Here is a 21,231-nt window from a genome sequence, read left to right as displayed (position 1 = left end):
CAAATGACATTTTTTCTAAACAACGGTATTACGCCAGATCTACTCATTATTTTAGCGATTGATCTTACAATCGCAGTATTGCTGCTGACCTTAATGCGCTACCTACAGGGCTGGACTGTTAAGGTTAATAGCCGCCAGGAGCTTGCAGAAAATGATAACTTTGCCTTTGGGATAAGTACCGCTGGCGCGGTGGCTGCGTTAGGCATTGTACTGACTGGCGCGATAACAGGTGAAGCAGCAGAATCATACTTGGTCGAAGCCATTGGCATGAGTGCTTACGGCTTATTTGGTTTATTCCTCATCAAACTTGGTCGTTTTTTACATGACAAAGTGGCACTGAATGAAATTGATAAGAATGCACTCATTGTAAAGGGCAATGTGTCTGTCGCGATTGTAGATGCAGCAGCCGCTATCGCGACCGCCATTATTATTCGCTCGGTATTGATGTGGGCAGAAGATCTTACCGTCTACACCTTCATCGCTATCTTTAGTGCCTTTGCAATCTCGCAATTGATGCTAGTGATCCTGACTCGTGTACGTGCCAATCGTTATGCTAAGCGTAATCAAGGCGCGTCAATGCAAGAAGCATTAGCCCAAGGGCACACAGCATTAGCTATTAGACACGCTGGATACATGTTGGCAATGGCATTCAGTTTCAATGCTGCCAGCCATTTTATTATTTTCGATCCAGAAGCTTATGTAGCTAACTTGATTGGTTGGTTGATATTCTCAGTCATTATGTTGTTATCATTGTCTATTTTAATAAAAATCGTCAAAAAGTTAGTACTCGCTAACATTGATCTATTTGATGAAGTAGAGAAGCAGCATAATGTCGGCGTCGCCGCTGTTGAAATGGCAATTAGTGTTTCCATTGCGCTTATTCTCGCGGCATTAATGGCCTAATCACCACCTAGAAATGGGAGCAACTTTGCTCCCATTTTCATCATACCGTTAACCCAATAGACTTAGCATGCCAAACAGCTCTCAAATAGATACCTTAGCGCCAAACACTAGCAAACCAGGCAAACTTGGCTGGTTCGATGATGTACTACTACTTGGAATAATGGCAGTACTTGCAGGTTGTGGCCTGATCTACGAATACTTGTTATCCCATTATGCCGGCCGCATTCTTGGTGCACTAGAAGCGGCCATTTATACCATGATAGGGCTGATGATTGTCTCTATGGGCGTCGGTGCTTTTGCGGCGCGTAAGATCCGCTGTGCATTTACCGGCTTTGCGGTACTTGAGCTCACTGTAGCCTTATGTGGCTCATTAGCCATTTTAATCACTGCTGCGGTCATTGGCTTCGGCCAACAGCTGCCTTTAATTGTGGCCCAAACACTCGGCCTTCCTGGCGATCAGCTACCTGATGGCGGCTTTATTGGCACCTTACAGAAACTCAGTGAGTACTTGCCCTACTTTTGGGGCGTGCTGTTAGGTTTAATGATTGGGATGGAGATCCCACTTATTGCCCGGGTACGCCAAGCACTCTCTGAAGCCCACCTGATGCATAATGCTGGCACTATCTATGGTGCTGATTATATCGGCGCAGGCATTGGAGCAGCCATCTGGGTGATGTTTATGCTCGCCATCGATATCCAATTAGCAGCAGCGTTAACCGCAAGTTTCAATCTGCTTGCAGGCTTACTGTTTATCTGGCGCTTTTGGGCACAGATCCGCCACGTAAAAATACTACTAGCGGGACACATTGCTGCAACTGGTATACTCATTTTATTAGCATTGCATGGCCCTACTTGGGAGCAAAGCTTTAATAACCTGCTTTATAAAGACAATGTGGTTTACGCCAAGGCGACGCGATTCCAACAGCTAACGTTCACTGAACGCCTTCGCGGCAATGGCCTAGGCCCTGTTCACTCGCTCTATATTAATGGCCGCTTGCAGTTCGCCAGCAGTGACGAGCATATCTATCACTCTTTCTTAGTGCATCCGACATTGGCTGCCAGCGCTCGCCATGACAAAATATTGATCATTGGTGGTGGAGATGGTTTAGGGCTCACTCAAGTGCTTAAGTGGCAACCTAAGCAAGTCACCTTAATGGACTTAGATGAAGAGCTGGTTAAGCTATTCAAAAATCCGGATACCGATATGCCAGCGCATTTATCCCAAGCCTTGATGTCGCTTAATAAAGACGCGCTAAATGATCCGCGAGTAAGATTAATCTTTGATGATGCGTTTAATGGTGTCGATAAACTGCTTAAAAACGAGGAGAAGTTCGATGCGATTATTGTCGACCTTCCCGATCCAAGCCATCCGGATCTTAATAAGCTCTATTCCGATGCTTTCTATTTAAAGCTTAAGGAACTTATGAGTCGTGATGCTGCCTTAACGGTACAGTCAACATCGCCATATCATGCACCGAACGCATTTATCTCTGTCGGTAATACCTTAGAGCTAGCAGGCTTTAATGTTGACCAGTACCACCATAATGTACCTAGTTTTGGCGAATGGGGTTGGACTATTGCTACCTTAAGTGGCAAAAGCGCCAAATCTAGGCTAAATGAAATAAAGCAACTGCCCATAGATGATGCTTGGTTTACCCCAGAGCTGATGCATGCTGCTTTTGCTTTTCCGGGTAATTTTTATATCGACAAGCAAGCAATTAAACCCAATACCTTAGGCTCAAGCCAGCTGTATCAGTACCACCAGCAGGCTTGGCTAGAAAATCAGTAAGGTTTATTTTTAAACACTGAAGATAGCGCTTGACATATTATGTCGCAGTGGTATCTTTAATCGCAGACATAATATGTCAATGAGGACAAATATGAATATCCACAACATTGCCAACCATCTAAATGAACTTGGCGACAATAGCCATACTGGCTTTCAATTTGATTGTTATCCAATTGATGGCGACGTGGAAGTCTTGCAGGTTAACGTTGTTGGCCGAGAAGAGATCCCCGTATTCGTATCGGTTACGGACAACCAAATCCTTTGCATCAGTTACCTGTGGGGCGAGGATGAAGTGAATCAAGAGCGACGTAGTGAGATGTTTGAGACCATGTTAGAACTCAACATCCCAATGCCACTTTCGTCATTTGCAAAGATCGACGACAAATATGTGGTTTACGGCGCGCTATCTGTGCAATCAAGCATGGAAGAGATAGAGCAAGAATTGTCTGTTCTATCTGACAACTGTCTTGAAGTTATCGACGAACTCGTCGACTACCTTAAATAAAGGAGCCACATTATGGGCATTCTAAACAAAATTCTTACTGCTTTTCGTGGTGGCGCAACTGAAGTTGGCCAAGGTATTGTAGACGCTAACTCAACACGTATTTTTGAACAAGAGATCCGTGATGCTGAGAAGCACCTCACTAAAGCAAAACGCGACCTAACAGAAGTCATGGCTAAAGAGATGCAAGCTAGCCGTGAAGTTGACCGTTTAAAGCGTGCTGTAGCTGAACATGAAGGTTACGTAGCACAAGCACTTGAAAAAGGTAACGAAGCATTGGCCCTAGAAGTGGCTGAGAAAATCGCTGAACTAGACCAAGAGCTAAATGACCAACAGTCTGCTAACGAAAGCTTTGGCGCACATGCAACTCGCTTAAAAGAGCTAGTGCGTAAAACTGAACGTCAAGTCACTGATTACCAACGTCAGCTAACAATGGTTAAAACCACTGAAAGCGTACAGAAAGCGACAGCGACAATTACTGACTCATTTGCAGGTAGCAACTCTAAACTGCTTAATGCTAAAGACTCATTAGAGCGCATCAAGGCTCGTCAGCAGTCATTTGATGACCGTCTTAAAGCCTCTGAGACATTAGCGGAAGAAAATAGCGATAAAGCCCTGCACGATAAACTAGCTGAAGCTGGTATTGGTGAGCAGAAGTCTAACGCTAACGCTGTACTTGATCGCATTAAAGCCCGTAAAGGCTAAAGGAGAGTGACGTGGGATTTCTAAGTAGCCTATTTGGCAAGAAAGAGGAACCTAAACGTCAACTCGATCACCCATCAAAGTTAAATAAGGGGGATATGATCTCCCTTGATGATAGCTTTGCGCTGCCTCCGCAACTGCGGGGTCAGCAACTGCGAGTTGAAGCGGTCAATACCTATGAGTATGAACGTAAACAACAAACTGAATGGGTGCTTAAAGGTCACGGTAGCGACACCATCTTCCTCGGACTTGATGAAGATGATGAAACCTACCTCGCCTTGTCGATTAAGGTTAACCGCGGTTTAGTAGATGAGCTTTTCGATTTGGAGCAGTTTAGCGCCATTTTTGAAGAGCCAGGTAAAGCAGAATTGACCACTAAAGAGTTGTCATCTGAATTATCGCCAGAGTTTGAACAGTGGTTATCACCGCAATATCATCAGGTTAGTTTTGCAGGTTTTGGTTATTTTCACCGTCAAGATTATCGCGGTAAGAAACCACCTCAAGATGCTGATGGTGCAACGGGTGACCCTTTTGAGTCATATCAATTATTGGATGATGACGAAGATAAAGCCATTGATATAGAGGTCTATGATGGCGGTGAAACCGATGTCATGTTGACCCTTTATCGTCCTCTGTCTGACATTAGAGACTACTGGCCAGGTCAGTAAATGAAAGGTTCTAAACTTAAAGGTTTAGAACCTTTTTTATTTCTGAGCCTATGAGTGATAGCATAAACTGATAAAGCAGATCCAATGGAAAGGTAATACCTGACACATGAGCAAGCCCAAAAACACCTTGCCTGAACAATGGCAACAAAACCAAAAAGCCGCCAAGGCAACGCAAATTGCCTTTGATTTGGACGAAAAATTTCAATACGCCATTCGTAAAGCAGCGCTTGATGCAGGTGTTAGCCCATCTGATCAAATAAGAGATATTCTTGGGTTAACCGTTACCAAGCGCCCTAAACGCCCTCGCCTTACCGTTTCTTTAAGTGCGGAGGACTACGCTTTACTGGCTGAAAAATACAACCTAACTGCGGAGCAACAGCTAGAGATTAAAAAGCACGTTTTGGATGATTTAGTTCAATTTAGCACAGACGATTAACCTCGCTTCCCCCCTCAAGGGACTGCGCAGCTATTACGACGGACCGAAAAATGACCACAGAGAAGCGCTGGCTAGTACAACCAGAGACGCCACCAACACCTTTTCAACTCGCGATGATGCTGCTGTCGCTACTTTCAGTCGTGGTGGTGCTGGTACTGACATTTGGCGGGCTTGACGGTGAGACTCGGCGTTTACTGTTTTTTATTGATACCAGTATTTGCCTTATCTTTATGTCGCACTTTTTCTATGGCTTATTCAAAGCCGATAATAAGAAGATTTACTTTAAGCTCCACTGGATAGATTTTGTTGCCAGTATTCCAGCAATTGAAGCCCTTAGAATGGCGCGACTGTTTCAGATCCTCCGCGTCGTAAGACTTATACGTATGACCCGGTCATTGATTGTGCCGATGATCAAACAGCGCCGTCAGGCCACTCTTGCAAGCTTACTGGTTGCCCTAATTACTATTTTGACGTTCGCATCAGTGTTGGTGCTTATTGTTGAAAGCGGCGTTGAAGGTGCCAATATTGAAACTGCTGAAGATGCTATTTGGTGGGCGCTAGTGACCATATCAACGGTAGGTTATGGCGATTATTATCCAGTTACAACTGCAGGCCATATCATCGGCGGCGTAGTTATTGTCTGTGGTGTAAGCTTTTTTGGTGTTATTTCCGGTTACATGGCATCAGTCTTTGTCTCTCCAGACGAATCAGAAAAGCTTGAATCTCATAGTGAAGAGATCCGCTCTGAACTTCATAATAGCCTTGTTCGCATGGAAGCTAATCAGCAAATGCTGTTAAAAGAAATCGCTACCTTAAAGGAATCCATTAAAAACAAGGATTAGTTAACAAGCAGCGCTGACAAGTCTGTGCTGCGATTATTCCTAACAACAGCTTTAACACCAGTAAGCAAATCCAAGCTCATAATCCAAGCTCATAATCATGCCTAAATGCTAACTCCAAACGCGCTGTTTAGACCTGTTCTGGCAAAATGCGTGATAAATAACTTCCCACTGAAGAAAACAAATAGAGCTTATACCAATCGGCATAAGTAGTTGGACTACTCAGAGTGTTTTTTGGCGAACTAATTCAAGGCGGATAATTGGCAGAATGGTTGTTCCCTTTTGCCTTTGTCCAACACCGAAGTAGGAAGCCAAAAACACTCCTTACAGGCGAGCTTTAGCGGCTCTGATACTGCGTTAATGAACTTGAACGTAGAATAACTATGTACTTCACTCATTGCCTTGCCTCAAAACCGCTAAACTCTCGCTGAGCGACCAAACCTTTATACCGATTGGTATTGCACTCTAATATCAACGCCTTAGCCACACCTATTCGATATGCGCATAGTAACCAACTCCATCCTACCTGAAGATTCGTAGATACTAGCCTCACTCGACAAACACACGGCAAAAGACAAAAGCCGAGTCGAAACTTAAAACATTTAATTTCAAGGTTTTAAGTAGCTAAAACGAACTTTTAACTAATAGGCAAAATAATTTGCCATTTACTTTGGATGATACGAACATGAAAAAATCACTTATTGCACTATCAACGCTAGCAGCACTTACATTCGGTTCAATCGGCGCAGCAAATGCAGACGTCATGAATGGCGTAACCGGTAAGATTGAAGCGGAGTTCACCACTCAAGACAAACACGTTAACGTTGAAACTCAAATTGGTTACGACTTTAACTTTGGCGCAGTATCAGTAATCCCATTTGTCGCAGCAGAAACTGCATATTCTGGCGAGCGTAACCTCGAAGATGGTAAGCGCGAAGGTTTTGACAACGGCGGCCTAGGTGGCGGTATCAAGGTGCAGACTAACTTCGACAACTTCTACGCCTATGTAGAAGGGCGCGCAATGCGCAAAGACCGTATTAAGGTTGGCAGCCCAGTAGCTGTACCAATGAACGACAGCCCCTACTTGATTAATAGCACAGTTAAAGAGTACCGCGCTGAAGTTGGCACAGGCTACCAGTTTGACAATGGCCTAAGCGCAGGTATTGAAGCGTCGTTTACTCAAGACCGCTTCGAAGGCCTTAAAGATGAAAAACGCGAAATCTTCGCAGTCGCGGGTTACCAAGTATCTGACAGTTTTAAAGTCTACGCCAAAGTAGGCCAGGCAGATACTGGTGAACCAAAAGCCGTACTAATGAAAAAGACACTTAACGACGAATGGGAAACTAAAAGCGTTATCGGCCTTACTTACAGCTTCTAACTCTGTATTTGGCATAAGAAAGCCCACTTTTAAGTGGGCTTTCTGCGATAGAACTTTTCAAATTAAGCAGTGTTTATTTAGCGCCAATAAGGCTCGTTCTTCATCGCACTGCGACGAGAAAACTCCATCGCTTGTACCAAACTTGACTCTTTATTCTCTAGCCAATCGCTAATATCAATATAGGCTAATTCACTAATCTGCTTTAATTGGCGGTAAGCAGCTAACGTTCTTATGCCTAAAGCCAGATCTTGCCAAGGCGTTCTAAATTGGTCTCGCGACTTATTGGAGTAAAGCTCTCCATAAGCTACCCCAACAAACATACTGTTATCGAGCGCTTTTGCCACAGACAGATAGTCTCGGCTGCTTAAATCATCATCTATCGGCATCACTTGCAAAATCTTCTGCCACGACTTTTCTTGTAACTTATCAGCAAAATCTCTTAGGCCTAAATCTTTACCTATCACAACGTTGCGACTACTAATTTGCATTAATAGATCAACAAGGTGTACCTGAAGCCTGCCGTAACATATATCATCCAACAAATTGATAAACTGGGCAGAAATGTCGAGTTGTTGTAATTTTGCATGAGCAATATCCATGAGCGCGTCAGACATTGGCAACTTAGTAATTAGGGAACCGTCTTTCTCTAATATCGAATATAGGCTCAGAGACTCTTCGATAAAGCTCAGCCTTTGCTCAATAGAATCAAAGTCTTGTTCAAAGTCATCCGCTAACAATGCAAATTGAGATAAGGTGCTTCGAAGCAGTCGAATACAAGCCCTTAATCGGTAACACAGCATTGGTAACTCTACGGGATTGAGCGCTACATCGAGGATCATTGCTTCAAGCTGTTGCCATCTGTCTAAACCGACCTCGAGCAAATTGATAGCGACCTGTCTAAGGTTTTGCTCTGGCTTTAACGCAATAAAGTCCAACACTTCCAAATTAAATGGACTTGCCTGCGCCGCTAATTGGTAACCACGCTGCGCCTTACTGGCTTTACCTAATCTCACAGGAATTTCTCTGCTGACGATGCCAGCGAGTACTAGCAATGCATTGGTATCACCCGCAAGTAATTCAAATTCCAATTCACAAATAGGTTCAGAGCGATCACCCACACGGATTTCACCGATATCTAAAGCGACCTCAACTAAACTATCTTCAACAAAAACATGCCACTTTTGACGGACAAAATCGGTATTAAATAGGCAGCATAATGTTGACTGCACCAGTTCAATATCAGCGTCTTCTGGCCAAATTTTGTTCGGGAATAAATTTAATTTAGGAAAGTCGTGATCAATATCAACATTAAATTCAGGTCGAGAATGAATGCCGCCTACTACCTGACCTGCAGTCTTAATCGTTTGCTCTCGGTGATTATTTATACCACGGACACGTAAACCCATATCCCACTGTCGTAAAGTCAGCTCAGGTGTTTCAAAATAACCATTGGTTAGTTTTTCCCTGCCCTTAGCATCTGAATTAGGTATACTATCTAACAGATTTATAAGCTTTTCTTTCTGTTTTTCATTAAAGAAAAGTTTGAGTTCTATCTCAGCTTCCATCTATCTTTTTTTCACCTTGTCATCAAAATTTAATCAATCTGTCACTAAATCTACACAGTGTAATATTTTTGTAATAAAAACGCCGTAGGATTCGCTTTGCAGTTAAGATATAACTCGTTAGAATAAAAAACTGTTTAGTTAAATACAAAACACAGTTTTCTTACGCGGCCGCTTGGGTTAACATGCGCCCGCTTTTTCCAATATTGGAATAACCTAAATAGGTAAACGGCAATGCCAGTAAACTCTATTTTGGGCGTGTTTGCAAAATCGCCAATTAAGCCTCTTCAAGAGCATATCGACAAAGTGTATGACTGTGCGTCTACTCTTGTCCCATTTTTCGAAGCTACTGCCTCAGGTGACTGGGACAAAGCAGTTCAACTGCGCAAGCAAATAAGCTTTGCAGAGCAAGAAGCTGATTCACTAAAACGTGAAATCCGCTTAACTCTGCCCGGTGGTTTGTTTATGCCAGTCGAGCGTACTGACTTACTGGAGCTACTAACCCAGCAAGATAAGATCGCTAACAAAGCGAAAGACATCTCCGGCCGTATCATTGGCCGTCAACTTGTTGTCCCTCATGCAATCCAAGAACCCTTTATTGCTTATTTGCAGCGCTGTATTGATGCAGTCGCTTTGTCAAAAGAAGCAATTAACGAACTCGATGACCTACTAGAAACAGGTTTTAGAGGCCGTGAAGTGGATCTTGTGGCAAAAATGATCAGTGAACTAGATTCAATTGAAGATGACACTGATGACTTACAAATTAAGATCCGTAGGCAGCTGTTTGCTATCGAATCTGAATTAAACCCTGTAGATGTAATGTTCCTCTACAAGATAATTGAGTGGGTTGGCGACTTGGCAGATCTTGCCGAGCGAGTCGGTTCCCGCCTAGAGCTAATGTTAGCTCGCGTCTAATCAAAAGATTATCAAGGTAATAACATGGTTGATGTATTAGTCACCAACGGCCCATGGCTTATTGGCATAGCGGCTCTGTTTGGTTTTTTAATGGCATGGGGTATTGGCGCCAATGATGTAGCCAATGCAATGGGAACCTCTGTTGGTTCCAATGCGATTACTATTAAACAAGCGATCATTATCGCTATGATTTTTGAGTTTGCAGGTGCGTATTTAGCAGGTGGCGAAGTCACCAGCACAATTCGTAAAGGCATTATTGACTCAACGTTCTTTATTGAACAACCTGAACTGCTCGTTTACGGCATGATAGCGTCTTTGCTTGCTGCTGGTCTCTGGCTTATCGCAGCGTCAGCACTAGGCTGGCCTGTATCAACCACTCACTCGATTGTTGGCGCCATTGTTGGCTTCGCAGCGGTAGGTGTTGGAACTGATGCGGTTGAATGGGGCAAAGTTGGCGGTATCGTAGGTTCTTGGGTCGTTACACCGGCAATATCAGGCTTTATCGCCTTTATGATATTCCAAAGTGTACAGAAGCTCATCTTCAATACTGATAACCCATTAGAAAATGCTAAACGTTATGTGCCCTTCTATATGGCGCTTGCAGGTTTTGTGATGGCACTTGTGACCATTAAGAAAGGCCTTAAGCACGTTGGCTTGCATTTCAACAACTTAGAAGCTTATTCATTGGCTATCGCGATAGCAGCGCTAGTCGGTATTGGTGGTATGATCGCCATTAAGCGTTTAAAAATGGATAAGAAAGCTGATCGTCAAACTCAGTTTGGCAACGTTGAGAAAGTGTTCGCTATCTTGATGGTTGTCACTGCATGTTGTATGGCTTTCGCCCATGGTTCAAACGACGTAGCTAACGCTATTGGTCCACTAGCAGCAGTTGTTTCTGTTGTTAATAGTGGTGGCGAAATCAGCAGTAAAGCGCCGCTAGTATGGTGGATTCTTCCTCTTGGTGCTGTCGGTATCGTGCTAGGTTTGGCCATATTTGGTAAGCGTGTAATGCAAACCATTGGTAAGAACATTACCCACTTAACACCAAGTCGTGGTTTTGCTGCAGAGCTTGCCGCTGCATCGACTGTTGTTATCGCATCGGGTACCGGTCTACCAATCTCAACAACACAAACCTTAGTTGGTGCTGTGCTAGGTGTCGGTATGGCACGTGGTATTGCTGCAATTAATATTGGTGTTGTACGTAACATTGTTGTGTCTTGGGTTGTGACATTACCAGCTGGTGCTGCACTTTCAATCATGTTCTTCTTCATGATTAAAGGTATTTTTAACTAAATACATGCACTAATGGCATAGAAATACTCTGCTATTTCATCAAGGGAGTTTGATAATATTTGTATCAAGCTCCCTTTTTGCGTTTTATGCCCCTTATTGCCTCTTGCATTAGGGCCTTTAAATCCCTAGCATGTTGGCTAAATTTCATTGATGAGAATAGATTGGTGTTAAGAATTTTAACTATTGTGGGAGCGTTACTGCTTTCCCCCTCTTTATTTGCTGCAAACCAAACAAGTTACATCTCAGATGATGTTTTTATTTACCTCCATGGTGGCCCGGGAACACAGTTCCGGATACTAGGCAGTGTAGAAGCAGGTCAGAAGGTAACTTCATTAGGCGAAGCACAAGGCGATTACAGCAAGATTATTGACCACAAGGGTCGTGAGGGCTGGGTTCAAACAAAAATGCTTAGCGCTAAGGTCAGCCTGCGTGAGCAACTGCCAGCACTTCAAGCTGAGCTTGAACAGACTAAAGCTGACTTATCTACAGCTCTGACGACAACGGATGCGAGCGTACAAGAGTTAAATCAAATAAAGTCTCAGCTATCTAAAGCCCAAAGAGAATTAGCAAGCGCGACGCAGGAGCGAGATAGTGCTCAAGTGAAACTTGCCAGTATGCAAAAAAATGAACGTTTCGAAATGTGGAAGCAAGGTGGCTTTATCGCTGCTGGCGGTCTCATTTTGGGGATCATTATCGTTTATCTGCCAAGACCACAGCGCAAGCCTAAAAATCGTTGGTAAAAAAACAGTAATATCCGCCGTTTATAGCCAGTGTTTTTAAACACTGGCTTTTTATTTTATTCGCAACAACTCCCGCTACAAGTGGCCTAGCCCACATACCCACACCGCCAGATCAAACAAACATCACACAACAATTCACAAAGGTGTCGCTCGTCACATTTTGCAGGTATAATCGGCCGCGCGGAGACCTTAGATTGTATACAAAAATAACAACAAAGCTCTTGTCGCGACAACATCCCAGCAATATGCCTTACGGCCAAGATGGAAGTGATTAATATGTTCAAAGCGAGTGAAGTACTAGCTGGTCATTATGACTCAGCCGATCTCAACGAACTGTTCAAAGCGATCAGCGATAATTACATCGTTGACGAAGAACAATATTTATCAGAATTGATAAAACTGGTTCCGTCCAGCGATGAAGAGATCGACCGTGTGACAAACCGTGCACACGAATTAGTCAATAAAGTTCGTCAATACGATAAAAAAGGCCTGATGGTCGGTATTGACGCATTTTTGCAGCAATATAGCTTAGAAACTCAGGAAGGCATTATTTTAATGTGTCTTGCTGAAGCACTTTTACGTATTCCTGACTCAGCAACAGCTGACGCCTTGATTGAAGATAAATTATCAGGTGCAAAATGGGATGAACACATAAGTAAGAGCGATTCTGTGTTGGTCAACGCCTCTACATGGGGCTTAATGCTTACCGGTAAAATCGTTAAGCTTGACCAAAAAACAGATGGCCGACCGAGCAACCTATTAAACCGTTTAGTCAATAAAATGGGCGAGCCTGTTATCCGCCAAGCCATGCTTGCAGCGATGAAGATTATGGGCAAACAATTTGTACTAGGCCGTAGTGTGAAAGAAGCGCTAAAAAATAGCGTTGATAAGCGCAAGCTGGGTTATACCCACAGCTACGATATGCTAGGTGAAGCGGCATTAACCAAAAAAGATGCGGCAAAATATTTTGACGACTATTCAAGCGCCATTGCAGCACTAGGTGCGCAAGAGTATGACGAGTCAGAGGCACCGCGCCCTACTATTTCAATTAAGCTTTCAGCGTTACACCCACGCTATGAAGTTGCCAACGAAGACAGAACGCTAACTGAATTGCACGATACGTTGATCTTGCTAATCAAGCAGGCGCGTTCACTAAACGTCGGTGTATCGATTGATGCTGAAGAGATGGATCGCCTCGAACTATCACTCAAGCTATTCCAACGTCTCTATAATTCACAAGCAGCTAAAGGCTGGGGACTACTGGGCATTGTCGTTCAGGCATATTCAAAACGCGCCCTTCCGGTACTTTGTTGGTTGACGCGCCTAGCTAAAATTCAAGGCGATGAAATTCCTCTGCGTCTTGTTAAAGGTGCATATTGGGACAGCGAACTTAAGTGGTCACAAGAAAACGGTGAAGCGGGTTACCCGCTTTATACCCGCAAAGCGGGTACCGATGTATCTTATCTTGCTTGTGCTAGATACTTGCTGTCAGATTCGACACGTGGAGCTATCTACCCGCAATTTGCTAGCCACAACGCCCAAACCGTTGCCTCAATTACCGCAATGGCTGGCGATAGAAACTACGAGTTCCAACGCCTGCATGGCATGGGTGAAGAGCTTTACGACACACTGCTTGCAGAAAGTGGCGTGAAAACAGTACGTATCTATGCACCAGTTGGCGCCCACAAAGACCTGCTGCCGTACCTAGTGCGACGCTTGCTTGAAAATGGTGCCAATACATCATTTGTGCACAAGCTGGTCGATCCCAATACGCCTATTGAGTCACTGGTAGTACACCCACTATCAACACTCAAGGGATACAAAACCCTGGCTAACAACAAAATCGTCTTACCGGAAGATATCTTCGGTGCTGAGCGTAAAAACTCCAAGGGCCTCAACATGAACATCATTTCAGAATCTACGCCATTTTTTGCGGCGATAGAAAAGTTTAAAGAAACAACTTGGTCTGCTGGACCATTGGTTAACGGCGAAACCCTCAGCGGTGAAGTGAAAGAGATTGTCAGTCCGTTTGATACCACTAAAGTGGTTGGTAAAGTCGCCTTTGCCAATAATCAAGCGATTGAACAAGCGCTTGCAGGTGCTGATGCCTCTTTCTCTAGCTGGTGTTCAACCCCTGTTGAAGTACGTGCAAACGCGCTACAGAAGCTTGCCGACCTGCTTGAAGAGAACCGTGAAGAGCTGATTGCGCTTTGTACTCGTGAAGCGGGTAAGAGTATTCAGGATGGTATTGACGAAGTACGTGAAGCCGTAGATTTCTGTCGCTATTATGCAGTACAAGCTAAGAAGATGATGGGTCAACCAGAGCTTCTTCCTGGGCCAACAGGTGAGCTAAATGAGCTATTCCTGCAAGGTCGTGGGATCTTTGTTTGTATTAGCCCATGGAACTTCCCTCTGGCTATTTTCTTAGGTCAAGTTGCTGCTGCATTAGCCGCAGGTAACACTGTTGTCGCCAAGCCTGCAGAGCAAACGTCTATCGTTGGCTATCGTGCAGTTCAACTTGCCCACGAAGCAGGTATTCCAAAAGAAGTGTTACAGTTCCTTCCAGGCACTGGTGCAACGGTTGGCTCGGCTATCACTAGCGATGAACGTATTGGTGGCGTTTGCTTTACTGGTTCAACCGGCACCGCAAAATTGATTAACCGCACGCTAGCAATGCGTGAAGGTGCCATTATTCCACTCATAGCTGAAACCGGTGGCCAGAATGCAATGGTTGTTGACTCAACCTCACAACCTGAACAAGTAGTAACAGATGTTGTTGCATCATCCTTTACCAGTGCAGGTCAACGCTGTTCAGCACTTCGCGTTCTGTTCTTACAAGAGGACGTTGCTGAACGCGTTCTCGATGTGATGAAAGGCGCGATGGAAGAACTAACTATTGGCGATCCAAGCTCAGTGAAAACTGACGTCGGTCCAGTTATTGATGCTACAGCAGCTGCGAACCTAAATGCTCATATCGACCATATTAAGCAAGTTGGCACGCTGCTCAAGCAAATAGAGCTACCCGCTGGCACAGAGAACGGTCACTTCGTTACCCCAACAGCAGTCGAAATTGACTCTATCAAGGTACTTGAGAAAGAACACTTTGGACCAATTCTGCATGTCATTCGCTACAAAGCATCTGAGCTCAATAAAGTTATCGACGAGATAAACTCTACTGGCTTTGGTTTAACACTTGGCATTCACAGCCGTAATGAAGGTCACGCACTTGAAGTGGCTGATAAAGTTAACGTTGGTAACGTGTATATCAACCGTAACCAAATTGGCGCCGTCGTTGGTGTGCAGCCATTTGGCGGTCAAGGCTTATCAGGTACCGGTCCTAAAGCAGGTGGTCCACACTACCTAACTCGCTTTGTGACTGAAAAAACCAGAACCAATAATATTACTGCTATTGGTGGTAACGCCACATTGTTGTCTTTAGGTGACAGTGAAGACTAGATCGCGACGATATAGCAAACAAGACATTTCGTTTTGAAGTAAAAGCCAGGCTAACACCTGGCTTTTTTTGTGGTTAACTTGTCATTGTTACAACACCTAGAAATCCCAATCTCAAGGCTGTGATCTCAAGCAGCATTTTCAGCTAAACCTTGCTGTTTACCTCAAGTACAATCAGCACAAAATACCCTTTAAGGCATGCAACTGCCGCACAATTAACGCCAAAAACACAAGCGTAACCAGTATGCATAACCACTACTTCACAGCAGATAAAAATCAATCCAATGACTCTAACAATTAAACGAAAAATTCAAATTGCGATACTACTGACTTGTGCGTTCATTAGTGCTGTACAGTCCTACATATCTATCTCACAACTTATTGAAGAAACGACAAATACCATTACCCATAGAATTAATGAAACAAGTACTGCCACCAGTAACTTTATCGCCACTAATATTCAAATGGGCAGTAATTTACTGCTGGCAAATGAATCTCTCATTAGCAAAAGTGTCGACGTCGAACGGGAGATGTTACTGACGCTTAGAGCGGGTGGGTTTATGTCTGTCTATGCAGGCCTTGATAATGGCGATGTGGTTTATGGTAATCAAGATGAGGTGTGGCCTAGTGATTATGATCCAACCACACGTCCTTGGTTTCAACAAGCGAAACGCAGCCAGCAACTTATCTTTACTGACCCCTACCTCGACTTTGATGGCAGTATTGTGGTGACAATGGCCAAAGCTTTTTCTGGCGCAAACAGCGGCGTTGTTGCGGCCGATATGACAGTTGATGGGATAACCGAACAAGTTGAACAGTTAGTAGTATCTAATAACGGTTTTGCATTTCTTATTGATGGCAGCAATAAAATACTGGCCGTTAACGATCATCAACAACTATTTAAGCCAGCGACCGAGCTTAATCCCTATTTTAACTCTCACAACGTAGAACAAGCACGCCGTTCAGGTGCGCTTCTCACCCTTAATTGGCGCGGTGATCAACACGATAAGTTAGTACAATTAACCGCAATACCAGGTACAGATTGGACCTTAGGTATTGTAGAAGATGAGCAGTTAGCTTATGCCGGTGTCCAAAAACAGATCACCCGAGTATTAGTGATAATGTCTGGATTATTTATTGTCATTCTTGCGTTAGCAACTTTGGCTTTGAATCGCATGTTTGCACCGCTGCAAAAACTGACCTTGGCACTGGAAGACTTATCCAAAGGACAAGGTGACCTAACTCAACGATTTGAAGTCAAACAAGCTGATGAGATTGGCACGTTATCACTGCACATGAATGCATTCTTGCACTCCTTGCAACAGATGGTTGCTGCGCTCGTCAACAATGCACACGAACTCACTAAACAAGCGAATGATTCTTCAACCCTAGTGGGCATGACCAGTGCGCAAATAGATAGTCAGCATCAAGATATTGATCAAATAGCGACAGCAATCCATGAGATGTCAGCCACAGCCGGCGAAGTAGCCAATCATGCTGAATCCACCGCCAGTGCAGCCAGCGTATCGGCAGAGAATTGCCAACAAGGACAGCAGATCATTCGCGAAAGCAATAGCTCCATCAACCAGCTATCTCAGCAGCTTAACCAAGCGTCCAATGTCATTATTGAGTTAGAGCAGAACACCACTGAAATCAACTTGGTACTGGCTACGATTCAGTCTATTGCTGAGCAAACTAACCTACTGGCACTGAACGCTGCAATTGAAGCTGCTCGTGCCGGTGAACAGGGCCGCGGTTTTGCAGTGGTTGCTGATGAGGTACGAGTACTAAGTCACCGCACCCAGGACTCTACCGAAGAGATCCGTAATATGATTATCACGCTGCAGAAAAACAGCCAACTAGCAGTAAGTAATATGAAAACCAGCACCAATATCGTAGTTGAAAGCGTTGATAATTCTGAGAAAGCACTCGATAACCTCGAAAGGTTAACGTTATCGATTACCGAGATCTCCGATATGGCAACTCAAATAGCGGGAGCTGCAGAAGAGCAACGTGCAGTGTCTGAAGACATTAGTCGTAATACAGAAGCGGTGAGAGAGGTATCAAACCTACTAACCACCCAAACCAATAGCGTAGCAAGTAATGCTGATGAACTGCTTGCTATCGCCGCTGAGCTTAACGATAGAGTCGCTAAGTTCAAAGTCTAGATTTATAGCGCTCAAAATATAAAGTACAAAAGGGCAGGATTATCATCCTGCCCTTTTTAAATTGACAACACTGAGAATTAAGTCTCTAAATCAGTTTTTGCTGCAAGCTGGCATAGTAACTATCAGTTTCAAGCAGTTGCTGATGGTTACCAGAGCAACGAATACGCCCCTGCTCCATCAGGTGAATCGTATCCATACGTGACATGGCCGTTAAACGATGACTAATCATGAGAACTGTTTTGCCTTTAGCAAAGCTAAATAGTAGCTCCAATATCTCGCGTTCAGTTTGTTTATCTAACCCTTCTGTAGGCTCATCAAGCAGTAGTAATGGCGCATCCCTAAGCAGCGCTCTTGCAACGCCTATCCGGCGTTGTTCTCCACCAGAAAGCTGGCGACCACCTTCTCCAATCCAATTATCGAGTGGTTTATCACCTTGCAGTAATGCCCCTAAACCGACTTGCTGCAATACCGCAATTAACTTGTCATCATCTTTACGGCTGCTATTTTCTAATGCTATTGCCAAATTGTCTCTTAAAGTGCCACTAAACAGATAGATACGCTGGCTCACCACTGACATAGCATCTCGCAACGCTTGTTCTGAATAAGCCGCTGCGTCTCGATCATCGAGCTTCACTTGCCCACTTTGTGGCAACCATTCTCTGGTGATTAACGACAGTAAACTCGACTTACCACAACCCGTTTGCCCAAGCAGCGCGACTTTAGCGCCTGCCGGAATAGTTAAGTTAAGCGCACTTAGCACTGGATGCTTAGCATCGTAACCAAAGTCAATATCAGACAGCTCAATATGCCCTTTGCTGATCTCAAGTTGACTTTCTGCGGCGTAAGTTACATCAGGCGTTTGTTCAACGACTTGGTTTAATCGTGTCGCAGCAGAGCTACAGGCCGACAGATGCTGAAATGCGCCCGCTAAAGGCATCATCATCTCAATCGTCGCCATCGTCATAAACACGATCATCGCAAGCTTGGGGCCAGGCGGGACAGACTCCCCGACTCCTGCTGCAGCCATATACAGCATCACTAATACCGCAAACCCATGACAAAAAATCAGACATGCTTGGCTAAGGGATGTCACCAAATTCATCCGGCTTTGGCTCGCTATCATCAAACGCTCAGCAGCGTTCAAGCGCTGTCGATAAACCTCTTGAGCGCCAAACAGAGTTAATTCAGCTTGGCCTTGTAGATATTCCAATAACTGCACCCGCAGCTGACGTTTAGTTTCAAGCTGCTCGATCCCAGGTTTCCGCCCCAGAAAGTAAAACACTGTCGGTAATAGCAGCCAAACCGCTAACAGCATGCTGCAGAGGGTAACGGCAAGCTGGGCATCAAACCAAGATACAAAAAAGTACAAGCCCATTAACATCAATAATGAGGCTAGTAGCGGCGTTAATAAGCGCAAATACAGGTGATCTAAGGTGTCGATATCGGCAACTAAACGATTCAACAGATCGCCACGGCGGATCCCTTGTAAGTTTTTAGCGCTAAGGGGCATTAACTTATTCCATACCCAGCAACGCAAATCAGTTAATAAACTAAATGTCGCTTCGTGAGTGGCTAATCGCTCACCGTAACGGCTTGCGGTGCGCACAATCGAGAGGAATCGCACTCCACCAGCGGGAGTGAAGTAGTTAAACATTTGCGCTGTTGCGACTGTTAAGCCCGCGACAGCTGTAGCCGATAAGAACCAGCCGGAAAGCGACAAAAGACCAATACCAGCCATTAAAGTGGTGACACTTAAAAATAGTCCGATAAACATCATAAACCACTGGCTTTTAAATCGCTTGATGTAAGGAAGTAATGCTTGCATCACTTATCCTCCTTAAGTTCAGTCGGGCTTTTTGCGAACTCGGCTGCATTAGACTGCGCCAGCATCCGCTTAAATGCCCCGTCGACGTCGACAAGCTGCGCGTAAGTACCTTGTTGCACTAACAGACCTTTTTCCATCACGAGTACTCGATCCATTGCATGCAACGACTCTAGCCTATGGGTGACCATCAAACAGCCACTATCTTGCATCGCTGCGGTTAAAGCTCGCTGCACAGCTTGCTCACTTAAACTATCGAGGCTAGCTGTCGGTTCATCCAAAACAAAGAGTTTAGGTTGTTGCGCTAATGCCCTTGCGAGCGCAATGCGCTGCGCTTGACCGACCGATAGCCCAGCGGTTTGCTCCTGTATTGGAAAATCCAGCCCCAGAGGTTGCGACTCTATAAAATCGAGGATATGAGCTTTAGCTAATAACGCCTTGATGTCATCATCGGCTAATATTTGTCCTTGCGCAGTCTTGCCTAAGGCAACATTCTCCCGCACCGTACCGCAAAATAACTGGGGCTCTTGCCCAAGCCAAGCCAGCTGTTTACGCCACACCGGTTTAGGTAACTGATTCAGTTCGATGCCATTAACTTTTAACTGGCCTTGATAGGGTAAAAAACCCAAAATAGCGCTAAGTAAGCTGGTTTTACCTGCCCCACTACTGCCCACAATCGCAATATGCTCACCTGCCGCTAGGGAGAAGCTAATCGGGCCAAGTAACATAGCGCCGTCCATGCTATACACGACTAAATCAACAGCCTCAACTTGGATGGGTCCCTCAACGTTAACCCGATCTCCCAGCTGTTCAGCTTGATCTTGTTCAGGATGCTCAAGCAGCGCCATCAACTCTTCTGCAGCGCCAATGGCTTGCGCTTTGGCGTGATAGTGTGTGCCCATATCGCGCAGCGGCTGGTAAAACTCAGGAGCGAGGATAAGTACAAACAAACCAGTGAATAAACTAATTGAGCTGCCGTAATGACCAAAGTTAAGATGACCCAGATAGCTAAAGCCAAAATACACCGCCAGTACCGCTATCGATAGTGCCGCGAAAAACTCGAGCACTGCAGAGCTTAAAAATGCCATCCGCAATACCGACATGGTGCGCTCCCTAAACTCTTCGGACGCCTTCTTAATCGCTTTTGCCTCTTTGGCGCCTTGATTAAACAACTTTAAAGTCGATAAGCCTTTTAACCTATCCATAAAATGGCCACTTAAACGTGCCAACGCGCCAAAGTTCTTGCGGTTGGCATCTGCAGCCCCCATTCCCACCAATATCATAAACATTGGAATGAGTGGTGCTGTAGCCAGTAAAATAGCCCCCGCCGCCCAGTTGATAGGAAACACGACGATTAGAATAATCAGTGGGATAAAGCCCGCCAATACAATTTGCGGCAGGTAACGCGCATAAAAATCTTGTAAGTCTTCTACCTGTTCGAGCACGATGCTAGCCCAACTTCCGGCAGGTTTTCCTTGAATAAAAGCAGGTCCTAGCGCTGCAAGCTTATCCATAACCGCAGCCCGCATATGCACCCGCAGTTGTGCACCCGCCTTAAAACTTGAACGCTCTCTGGCAAAAGCCAGCACGCCTCTGAAAATGGTCAACAATAGCAGCAGCCAAAAATGGTCAGTAAAAGCAGACTTTGGCAGTTCATCGATAATGATCCCCTGCAATATAGTGGCAATTAACCACGCTTGGCACATCAAGCTAATCCCTGTTAGTACCCCAAATAAGATCGACAAATTAAGGTAATAACCACAGGCTGATTTTTGTAGCTTGAGCCAGTGAGTGAGCTTTTTCTCTACGGTTTTATCCATTGGTTTCCAGATCTACTGTATGTGATAGGTAAGCTTAATAAATTATCGAAATAAATCGGCTAAGGGTTATCGCCACGGAGCTGTACTTAAGAGGACTGACTTAAGTGTTAGTTCCGCACGCTAAAACAAATAACGGGCTTGAGGTATATAAGGTTGTAGTATCGCAGGCATTAAACGCAGAATAAAACGCCAGTTCTGTATTTGTTACTAGACTCACAAAAATTGAGCTAGATCAAAGAAA

General features: G+C 44.6%; 16 protein-coding genes. 13 read left to right on the top strand and 3 right to left on the bottom strand.

The window, feature by feature from the left end:
• Window positions 1-3 precede the first annotated feature (3 nt).
• The 8 genes from AB4135_RS09225 to AB4135_RS09190 all read left to right on the top strand — a co-directional run bounded on the left by AB4135_RS09225 (window position 4) and on the right by AB4135_RS09190 (window position 7,217).
• Complete coding sequence (locus AB4135_RS09225) at window positions 4-903, top strand: DUF350 domain-containing protein (protein ID WP_371992245.1); 900 nt, start codon at window positions 4-6, stop codon at window positions 901-903.
• Between the two features lie 67 nt (window positions 904-970).
• The gene (locus tag AB4135_RS09220) at window positions 971-2,692 is read left to right on the top strand and encodes a polyamine aminopropyltransferase (protein WP_371992244.1); all 1,722 of its coding nucleotides are present in this window, start codon (window positions 971-973) and stop codon (window positions 2,690-2,692) included.
• 91 nt (window positions 2,693-2,783) lie between these two features.
• Window positions 2,784-3,197: a YjfI family protein gene (locus AB4135_RS09215; protein WP_220736527.1), complete on the top strand. Its 414-nt coding sequence runs from the start codon at window positions 2,784-2,786 to the stop codon at window positions 3,195-3,197.
• A gap of 12 nt (window positions 3,198-3,209) precedes the next feature.
• Window positions 3,210-3,899 (top strand): PspA/IM30 family protein, encoded by a 690-nt coding sequence (locus AB4135_RS09210; protein WP_220736528.1) that lies wholly within the window; start codon window positions 3,210-3,212, stop codon window positions 3,897-3,899.
• Window positions 3,900-3,910: 11 nt separating this feature from the next.
• Window positions 3,911-4,564 carry a hypothetical protein gene (locus AB4135_RS09205; RefSeq protein ID WP_371992241.1) on the top strand — a complete coding sequence of 218 codons (654 nt, stop codon included), beginning with the start codon at window positions 3,911-3,913 and terminating at the stop codon, window positions 4,562-4,564.
• 106 nt (window positions 4,565-4,670) lie between these two features.
• Window positions 4,671-5,000, top strand: a complete 330-nt coding sequence (locus tag AB4135_RS09200) for a hypothetical protein (RefSeq protein ID WP_220736530.1) — start codon at window positions 4,671-4,673, stop codon at window positions 4,998-5,000.
• Window positions 5,001-5,050: 50 nt separating this feature from the next.
• Window positions 5,051-5,842: a potassium channel family protein gene (locus AB4135_RS09195; RefSeq protein WP_371992239.1), complete on the top strand. Its 792-nt coding sequence runs from the start codon at window positions 5,051-5,053 to the stop codon at window positions 5,840-5,842.
• Between the two features lie 682 nt (window positions 5,843-6,524).
• Window positions 6,525-7,217, top strand: a complete 693-nt coding sequence (locus tag AB4135_RS09190; RefSeq protein WP_371992237.1) for a hypothetical protein — start codon at window positions 6,525-6,527, stop codon at window positions 7,215-7,217.
• 77 nt (window positions 7,218-7,294) lie between these two features.
• Here AB4135_RS09190 and AB4135_RS09185 read toward each other — a convergent pair whose 3' ends face one another.
• Entirely contained in the window at window positions 7,295-8,782 is a 1,488-nt protein-coding gene (locus AB4135_RS09185) for a CYTH domain-containing protein (RefSeq protein WP_371992235.1), read from the bottom strand.
• A gap of 231 nt (window positions 8,783-9,013) precedes the next feature.
• Between AB4135_RS09185 and AB4135_RS09180 the strand changes: the two genes are divergently transcribed.
• The 5 genes from AB4135_RS09180 (at window position 9,014) to AB4135_RS09160 (ending at window position 17,348) form a co-directional block, all read left to right on the top strand.
• Window positions 9,014-9,694, top strand: a complete 681-nt coding sequence (locus AB4135_RS09180; RefSeq protein WP_248973457.1) for a TIGR00153 family protein — start codon at window positions 9,014-9,016, stop codon at window positions 9,692-9,694.
• A gap of 24 nt (window positions 9,695-9,718) precedes the next feature.
• Entirely contained in the window at window positions 9,719-10,987 is a 1,269-nt protein-coding gene (locus AB4135_RS09175; protein ID WP_371992233.1) for an inorganic phosphate transporter, read from the top strand.
• Window positions 10,988-11,151: 164 nt separating this feature from the next.
• Window positions 11,152-11,727, top strand: a complete 576-nt coding sequence (locus AB4135_RS09170) for a TIGR04211 family SH3 domain-containing protein (protein ID WP_371992231.1) — start codon at window positions 11,152-11,154, stop codon at window positions 11,725-11,727.
• Window positions 11,728-11,988: 261 nt separating this feature from the next.
• Window positions 11,989-15,183: a bifunctional proline dehydrogenase/L-glutamate gamma-semialdehyde dehydrogenase PutA gene (gene putA / locus AB4135_RS09165; protein ID WP_371992229.1), complete on the top strand. Its 3,195-nt coding sequence runs from the start codon at window positions 11,989-11,991 to the stop codon at window positions 15,181-15,183.
• A 281-nt stretch (window positions 15,184-15,464) separates the two neighbouring features.
• Entirely contained in the window at window positions 15,465-17,348 is a 1,884-nt protein-coding gene (locus AB4135_RS09160) for a methyl-accepting chemotaxis protein (protein ID WP_371992228.1), read from the top strand.
• An 85-nt stretch (window positions 17,349-17,433) separates the two neighbouring features.
• Here AB4135_RS09160 and cydC read toward each other — a convergent pair whose 3' ends face one another.
• Both cydC and cydD read right to left on the bottom strand, forming a co-directional pair.
• Window positions 17,434-19,173 carry a heme ABC transporter ATP-binding protein/permease CydC gene (cydC, locus tag AB4135_RS09155; protein ID WP_371992226.1) on the bottom strand — a complete coding sequence of 580 codons (1,740 nt, stop codon included), beginning with the start codon at window positions 19,171-19,173 and terminating at the stop codon, window positions 17,434-17,436.
• Window positions 19,173-20,990 (bottom strand): heme ABC transporter permease/ATP-binding protein CydD, encoded by a 1,818-nt coding sequence (cydD, locus tag AB4135_RS09150; protein ID WP_371992224.1) that lies wholly within the window; start codon window positions 20,988-20,990, stop codon window positions 19,173-19,175. The genes cydC and cydD overlap by 1 nt, the downstream gene beginning before the upstream one ends.
• Window positions 20,991-21,231 lie beyond the last annotated feature (241 nt).

Source organism: Shewanella sp. 10N.286.54.B9 (assembly GCF_041468565.1).
Taxonomy (GTDB): Bacteria; Pseudomonadota; Gammaproteobacteria; order Enterobacterales; family Shewanellaceae; genus Shewanella.
The sequence above is the reverse complement of the archived record's forward strand: the minus strand, read 5'-3'. Positions and strand labels throughout refer to the sequence as shown.